The organism is Micrococcus sp. Mcc89 (assembly GCF_024519795.1).
Classification (GTDB): Bacteria; Actinomycetota; Actinomycetes; order Actinomycetales; family Micrococcaceae; genus Micrococcus; species Micrococcus luteus.
On record NZ_JALJRI010000073.1, the window covers coordinates 1 to 8125 of the forward strand.

5 protein-coding genes are annotated in these 8125 nt (G+C 72.1%); 4 read left to right on the top strand and 1 reads right to left on the bottom strand.

The genetic code is table 11. The features are described 5' to 3' along the window. On the bottom strand, positions 1-556 hold a 556-nt coding region (gene rpf, locus NR072_RS07645), incomplete at its 3' end, for a resuscitation-promoting factor Rpf (protein WP_256836726.1). 621 nt (positions 557-1177) lie between these two features. Here rpf and NR072_RS07650 point away from each other — a divergent pair. The 4 genes from NR072_RS07650 (at position 1178) to tyrS (ending at position 7834) form a co-directional block, all read left to right on the top strand. Further along, the gene (locus tag NR072_RS07650; RefSeq protein ID WP_041104698.1) at positions 1178-2419 is read left to right on the top strand and encodes an argininosuccinate synthase; all 1242 of its coding nucleotides are present in this window, start codon (positions 1178-1180) and stop codon (positions 2417-2419) included. An 85-nt stretch (positions 2420-2504) separates the two neighbouring features. Continuing rightward, a complete protein-coding gene (gene argH / locus NR072_RS07655; protein WP_044659914.1) occupies positions 2505-3965 on the top strand; it encodes an argininosuccinate lyase in 1461 nt (486 codons plus the stop codon). A gap of 167 nt (positions 3966-4132) precedes the next feature. Continuing rightward, positions 4133-6421: a UvrD-helicase domain-containing protein gene (locus tag NR072_RS07660; RefSeq protein ID WP_041104703.1), complete on the top strand. Its 2289-nt coding sequence runs from the start codon at positions 4133-4135 to the stop codon at positions 6419-6421. A gap of 69 nt (positions 6422-6490) precedes the next feature. After that, positions 6491-7834, top strand: coding sequence for a tyrosine--tRNA ligase (tyrS, locus tag NR072_RS07665; RefSeq protein ID WP_070708495.1), 1344 nt, complete (start codon positions 6491-6493; stop codon positions 7832-7834). The last annotated feature ends 291 nt before the right edge of the window (positions 7835-8125 follow it).

Sequence of the window (8125 nt, forward strand, 5' to 3'; positions counted from 1 at the left end):
CAGCCTGCTCGGCGGCCCAGCGCTCGGCGGCGGCCTGGTCGGCAGCAGCCTGCTCAGCAGCGGCCTGCTCAGCAGCAGCCTCGTCGGCGGCGGACTGGCGCTGCACGGTGGCGGTGCGCTCCACGGCGACCGGGGCGGCCTCGGTGGCGTCCACGTCACCGGCGTCCACGTCACCGGCGTCCGCGTCAGCCTGGGTCAGGCCCAGCTTCTGCGAGCACAGCGGCCAGGCGCCCCAGCCCTGCAGGTCCTGGAGGATCTCGGCGCGCTTGATCTGCTCGGCCTTGGAGGCCTGGTGCGGGTAGCCCTCGCCGCCGACGGCCTGCCAGGAGGACAGGGTGAACTGCACGCCGCCGTAGAAGCCGTTGCCGGTGTTGATGTCCCAGGTGCCGTTGGACTCGCACTCGGCGAGGCGGTCCCAGGTGTCCACGGTGGCGGCCTGGGCCAGGGCGGAGAAGCCCACGGCGGCGGCGCCGGCGAGGGTCATGCCCGCAACGATCGAGGCGGTGGCACGGCGGGAGCGGGTGGCGGAAGTGGTGAAGAGAGTCATGGTGTCCATGGCGAGTCCTCGCTGATCGGTGGCCGAGGCACACCGGGGTCGTCCTTCTCCTTGGTCGGGTCATGCCCTCCGTCGGTTCGAGACGACCCAGCAGCGGGCGACCGTCGGAGGGGGTTCGATGTCGTGGCCTCCCCGTCCCCGACCTCTCGGTCAGATCACGGTTCGATCACGAATCGGCTACGGAAGAGTCAACGACGGGAGCCCCCCTCGCGTCAAATCATGGGTCGACGAATTCTTGCCCGTCCGTCTCACATTTGAGATCAGGTGACGAATCGCTCCCTGAGGCGGGAGTACGTGGACGAAATGCACGCCACTGCCCGCATTGGATCTTAGGGCGTCTGATTGGACAGTGTGGACAACCTCCGTCACAGGGGCGTGGGCGAAGGTCACGATCGACGGTCGAAGCCGTGACCGGCGTCGCGTTCGACCCGAACTTCGAGCGCGGGGCCATGGTTGCGGGTGGCCGCCGCGGTGGGCGCAGAGGGGCTGCGCAGGATCCATCAGGAGCTGATATTCCGTCAGTTGCATATTTATTCAAGACCCGGGTAGGATCGTCGCCGAGCACGCCTCCGACGGCCACGTGCCGCGCTCGGAGACCCCCCTATATAAAGAGGAGAAAACGTGAAGGAACGCATCATCCTTGCCTACTCGGGCGGCCTGGACACCTCCGTGGCCATCGGCTGGATCGCCGAGGCCACGGGCGCCGAGGTCGTCGCCGTCGCGGTCGACGTGGGCCAGGGGGGCGAGTCCCTCGAGACGATCCGCCAGCGCGCCCTGGACTGCGGCGCCGTCGAGGCCTACGTCGCCGACGCGCGTGACGAGTTCGCCGAGCAGTACTGCATGCCCACGCTCAAGGCCAACGCCCTCTACATGGACGCCTACCCGCTGGTCTCCGCGATCTCGCGCCCGGTGATCTCCCGCCACCTGGTCGCGGCGGCCCGCCAGTTCGGCGCCTCGACGGTGGCGCACGGCTGCACCGGCAAGGGCAACGACCAGGTCCGCTTCGAGGTCTCCATCCAGACCCTCGGCCCCGACCTGAAGTGCATCGCGCCGGTGCGCGACCTCGCCCTGACCCGTGAGAAGGCCATCGAGTACGCCGAGCGCAACGACCTGCCGATCGTCACCACCAAGAAGAACCCGTTCTCGATCGACCAGAACGTGTGGGGCCGCGCCGTCGAGACCGGCTTCCTCGAGGACATCTGGAACGGCCCCACGAAGGACGTCTACGACTACACGGACGACCCCGCCTTCCCGCCGGCGCCGGACGTGGTCACGATCGCCTTCGAGCGCGGCGTCCCCACGGCCCTCGACGGTCGCGCGCTGAGCCCGCTGGAGATCATCGAGGAGCTCAACCGCCGGGCCGGTGCCCAGGGCGTGGGCCGGATCGACATCGTCGAGGACCGCCTCGTGGGCATCAAGTCCCGTGAGATCTACGAGGCACCGGGCGCCATGGCGCTGATCGCGGCCCACCGTGAGCTCGAGAACGTCACCCTGGAGCGGGAACAGGCGCGCTTCAAGAAGCATGTGGACCAGCGTTGGACCGAGCTGGTCTACGACGGCCAGTGGTACTCCCCGCTGAAGCGGAACCTGGACACGTTCATCGACGCGACCCAGGAGCACGTCAACGGTGAGATCCGCCTGGAGCTCCACGGCGGCCGTGCCACGGTGCAGGGTCGCCGGTCCGAGACCGGCCTGTACGACTTCAACCTCGCCACGTACGACGAGGGCGACTCGTTCGACCAGTCCTCGGCCCGCGGGTTCATCGACATCTTCGGCCTGTCCGCGAAGACGGCCTCGGAGCGCGAGCAGCGCCTGCGCGGCGGCGACGACCTCCAGGACGTCGCCCGCCTGTCCAACGACTGACCCCGCACGCCCCGCGCACGACGGCGGCCCGCCCGCGCCCGGGCCGGCCGCCGTCGGCCTGTCACCGACCTCGAGGAGACCTTCGATGACCGAGAACACCGACGCCCGCCACGGGACCAACGAGGGCGCCCTGTGGGGCGGCCGCTTCGCCGGCGGCCCTTCCGAGGCGCTCGCCGCGCTCAGCAAGTCCACGCACTTCGACTGGCGCCTGGCGCCCTATGACATCGCCGGCTCCCGTGCCCACGCCCGGGTGCTGCACACCGCCGGTCTGCTCAGTGCGGACGACCTGGACGGGATGATCGCGGCCCTCGACCGGCTCGAGGCGGACGTGCGTTCCGGTGCCTACACCCCGGCGGCGTCCGATGAGGACGTGCACGGCTCGCTCGAGCGCGGCCTCATCGAGCGGGCCGGTCCCGAGCTCGGCGGCCGCCTGCGGGCCGGCCGATCCCGCAACGACCAGGTCGCCACCCTCGGCCGGATGTTCCTGCGCGACCACGCCCGCATCATCGCGCGGGGCGTGATCGCCACGGTGGACGCGCTGCTCGATCAGGCGCGGGCGCACCCGTACGCGCCGATGCCGGGCCGCACCCACCTGCAGCACGCGCAGCCCGTCCTGCTCTCGCACCACCTGCTCGCGCACGCCTGGGCGTTCGCGCGGGACCTGCAGCGGCTCGTGGACTGGGACGCGCGCGCGGCCGTCTCGCCGTACGGCTCCGGGGCCCTGGCCGGCTCCTCCCTGGGTCTGGACCCGAACGCCGTGGCCACCGAGCTCGGCTTCGAGTCGGCCGTGTGGAACTCGATCGACGGCACCGCCGCCCGCGACGTGTACGCGGAGTTCGCGTGGGTCGCCGCGATGGTCGGCGTCGACCTGTCCCGCATCTCGGAGGAGGTCATCTTCTGGGCCACCAAGGAGGCGGGCTTCGTGACGCTGCACGACGCGTACTCCACGGGGTCCTCGATCATGCCGCAGAAGAAGAACCCGGACGTCGCCGAGCTGGCCCGCGGCAAGTCCGGCCGCCTCATCGGCGACCTCACGGGGCTGCTGGCCACGCTCAAGGGCATGCCGCTGGCCTACAACCGCGACCTGCAGGAGGACAAGGAGCCCGTCTTCGACGCCGCGGACACCCTCGAGCTGCTGCTGCCCGCCGTCTCCGGGATGATCGCCACCCTCGAGTTCCAGACGGAGCGCATGGCGGAGCTGGCCCCGCAGGGCTTCGCGCTGGCCACCGACGTCGCCGAGTGGCTCGTCCGCCAGGGGGTCCCGTTCCGCGAGGCCCACGAGCTGTCGGGCGAGGCCGTGAAGGCGGCCGAGGCCCGGGGCGTGGAGCTGTGGGACCTCACGGACGACGAGTACGCGGCCATCTCGCCGGCGCTGACCCCGCAGGTCCGCGAGGTGCTCAGCACGGAGGGCTCGCTCGCCTCTCGCGACGCCCAGGGCGGGACCGCGCCGACGGCCGTCGCGGCGCAGATCGGGGCGCTCGAGGACGCCCTGGCGCCGCTGCGCCGCTGGGCCGACACGCCGGGCTCCGTCGTCGACGCCCGCTGACGCGGTCGCCCGGCCGAGGCGGCGCCGACCGGGCCGGACGCGGCGGCGCCCCCAGGGCACCGCCGCGTCACCCGCCGTTCACCGCGGTCGGCGTAGCATGGGTGGTCACTTTTCCGCCGGGCGGGCCGCAGCGTGGTCCGCCCCTCACCGCACCGCGAGGGCCCCCGATGACCGATACCGTGTCCGTCCGCCAGTCCGAGCTCGACCTCGAGCGGGGTCGGGTCGCCGAGCGGTACGCCCGCCTCGACGCCCTGCGTGAGGAGAAGGAGCGCCAGCTCGCGGCCGTGCGCCGGACCGGCCCGCAGGGGTCGCTGCAGAACCACTCCGAGCGCGACGCCTTCGCCAGCCTCTACGAGGACCGACTCGCCCAGCTCTACGCCGTGGACGACCGCCTCGTCTTCGGCCGGCTCGACCTCGACGCCGAGCGGGAGGGTGGGGCCGACGAGCAGCGGTACATCGGGCGCATCGGCCTCACCACCGAGGACCACGAGCGCCTCCTCGTCGACTGGCGCGCGGCCGAGGCCGGCGCCTTCTACCAGGCGACGGCGGCCCACCGGGGCCGCGTGCGCCGTCGTCGTCACCTGATGCTGCGGGGGCGCGAGGTGCGCGACCTCGAGGACGACATCCTGGACCCGACGCTGCTGGGCGAGGACGGCGTGCGCGCCGATGCCCAGGGTGCGCTGCTGGCCGCCGTCACCGCCCGACGCACGGGACGGATGGGGGACATCGTCGCCACGATCCAGGCGGAGCAGGACGAGGTGATCCGCGCGCCCCTGCCCGGGGCGGTCGTGGTGCAGGGCGGGCCCGGCACGGGGAAGACCGCCGTCGCCCTGCACCGCGCCGCCTACCTGCTGTACACCCACCGGGAGCGCCTCGCGCGCTCGGGCGTGCTGATCGTCGGCCCGTCGACCGCGTTCATGCGGTACATCGAGCGGGTGCTGCCCTCGCTGGGCGAGACCGGTGTCGTGATGTCCTCGCTGGGGACGCTGATGCCGGGTGTGCGGGCCGTCCCGGAGCGGGACCTCGACGCGGCGGCGGTGAAGGGCCGGCTGGACATGGTGGACGCCGTCGCCCACGCGGTCGCGCAGCGCCAGCGCCTGCTCGTCGAGCCGCGGCGCCTGATGATCGACGGCACGGCCGTCAAGCTCAAGCCGGCCATGGTCCGGCGCGCCCGGGACAAGGCGCGGGCCACCCGCAAGCCCCACAACGAGGCCCGGGTGACGTTCGTGAAGATCCTCGTCCGCGAGCTCGCGGAGAAGCTGCGCAAGAAGCTGGAGAAGTCCTCGGGCACCCCGGTGCAGCGTGACCTCCTGCTGGAGGACGTGCGCACCTCGCGCGACGTGCGCATCGCGCTCAACCTCTGCTGGATGCCGCTGACGCCGGAGAAGCTGATCGGCGACCTCCTCACCCGGGAGGACCTGCTCCGGGCGGCCGCCCCGTGGCTCTCCGACGCCGAGGTCGGCACGCTCCTGCGGCCGGCCGACGCCCCCTGGACCGAGGCCGACGTGCCCCTGCTGGACGAGGCGGCCGAGCTGCTCGGACGCCTCGAGACCCCGGGCCGGGGCGGTGAGTTCGCGGCCCAGCACGAGCGCAACCTCGAGAACGCCAGGGCGTCCCTGGAGAACATGCACCAGACGCTCGCGGACCTGGGCGTCGACGGCGTCGTGGACGCCGAGCAGCTGGCCGCGGCCAATGAGGCACGCGGGGTGCGACGGACCACCGCTGAGACCGCGGCCCACGACCGCACCTGGACGTACGGGCACGTGGTGGTGGACGAGGCTCAGGAGCTCTCTCCGATGCAGTGGCGCCTGCTGGCGCGCCGCTGCCCGATGAAGTCGTTCACCATCGTGGGGGACATCGCGCAGTCCTCCCGTCGTGACGCGGCCGGCTCGTGGGCGTCCGTCCTCGCCCCGGAGTTCGGGGACCGCTGGCGCCTGGAAGAGCTGACCGTGAACTACCGCTCGCCCGCGCGCGTGATGCGCTGGGCCGCGCAGGTCGCACGGGCGGCCGGGCTCGAGGTCTCCCATCCGCGCGCCGTGCGCGAGGGCGACCACCGCCCGCGCCTGGTGACGGAGCCGGGCGGGGACGTCGCGGCCCTGGCCCTCGACGCGGTCGAGGTCGAGCGGGACCGCGTGCCCGAGGCCCTGACCGCCGTGATCGCCCCCGCCGGGCGGACGGGGGAGCTGCTCACGGTCCTCCGGGAGCGGTGGGGGGAGGCGGCCGTGGACACCGCGCCGCTGCCCGGCGTCGAGATCGTCGTCGCCACCCCGTGGGAGACCAAGGGACTGGAGTTCGACACCGTCGTCCTCGTCTCGCCCGAGCGGATCGTGGCCGACGCGCGCGGCGTGGTGGGCGATCTGTACGTGGCGATGACCCGCGCCACCCAGTCGTTGTCCGTCGTCGCCGGGACGGACGCGGCCGCGCTGCCGGCCGGGCTGGCGGACGTCCCGGAGTGAGCCCCGCGGGCGACGTCGCACGTGCGCGGCGTCGCGGAGGCGCGCGGGCGCGTCGCTAGGCTGGGGGCTATGGCACCCCAGAACGAGGAGCGCGCGGCCCGACTGCGCGCACAGGCGAACGACCCGAGCTTCGAGAACGTCTGGCAGGAGCTGCGCTGGCGCGGGCTCGTGCACGTCTCGACGGACGAGGCCGCGCTGGAACAGGCGCTGGCCGGGGAGCCCGTCTCGTATTACTGCGGCTTCGACCCGACCGCTCCGTCTCTCCACCTGGGACACCTGGTCCAGCTGCTCACCCTGCGCCGCCTGCAGCTCGCCGGCCACCGCCCGTATGCCCTCGTGGGCGGCGCCACCGGCCTCATCGGCGACCCGCGGCAGACCTCGGAGCGCGTCCTGAACTCGCAGGAGACCGTGGCGGCGTGGGTGGAGTCGCTGCGCGCGCAGATCGAGCCGTACCTCTCCTTCGAGGGGGAGAACGCGGCGACCATGGTCAACAACCTGGACTGGACCGCGGGCATGAGCGCGCTGGACTTCCTGCGGGACGTCGGCAAGAACTTCCGCGTCGGCACGATGGTGAAGAAGGAGATCGTGGCCAAGCGCCTGAACTCTGATGAGGGCATCTCCTACACGGAGTTCTCCTACCAGGTGCTGCAGGGCAACGACTTCCTCGAGCTGCACCGCCGGCACGGCGTGACCCTCCAGACCGGCGGCTCCGACCAGTGGGGCAACCTCACCGCCGGCACCGAGCTGATCCGCAAGGTGGAGGGGACCCACGCCCATGCGCTGGGCACGCCGCTGATCACGAACGCGGACGGCACCAAGTTCGGCAAGTCCGAGGGCAACGCCGTCTGGCTCGACGCGGAGATGTGCTCCCCGTACGCCTTCTACCAGTTCTGGCTCAACACGGCGGACGCGGACGTCGTCGACCGACTCAAGGTCTTCACGTTCCTGACCCGCGCGGAGATCGAGGAGTACGCGCAGAAGGTGGCCGACGAGCCGTTCCGCCGGGAAGCCCAGAGGCGCCTGGCGTGGGAGGTCACGGCGCTGGCCCACGGAGAGGAGACGACGACGAAGGTCATCGAGGCCTCCCAGGCGGTGTTCGGAGGCGGCGACCTCACCACGGTGGACCCGGACACGCTGACCGCCGTGCTGGCCGAGCTGCCGCAGGCCGACCGGACCCAGTGGGAGGGGGAGCCGGGCACCGTGACCGCGGTCGAGCTGCTGGTCTCCACCGGGCTGGTCGCCTCGCGCTCCGAGGCGCGTCGGACGGTGCGCGACGGCGGCGCCTCGGTGAACAACGTGCGGGTGACGGATGCCGACCAGGTGTTCACCCGAGACGACGCCTTCGCCGGCCGGCACCTGCTGGTGCGCCGGGGCAAGAAGAACATGGCGGGTGCGGACCTGGGGGAGGCCTGACCACGGCCGCAGACCACCGGTGTCCACCGGGTCGCCAGAAGTGACCGAGGACACGACGGGCGGCGACGGCGGAGGAACCGCCCACGGGATGAGCACAGGGCCCCGTTCTCCGCAGGATTCTGCGGAGAACGGGGCCCTCCCTCGTGCCCGGACGCCGGGTGTCACCCCTGATTTTGTGTTCGGTGGGATTCGTGTGTAGAGTTCCATCTCGTGCTCAAGACGCCGACCGGGTGACAGGGAGGCGGGGTGAAGAACACAGAATCCGCGGATTCATGCCGAGAATGGCAGGTC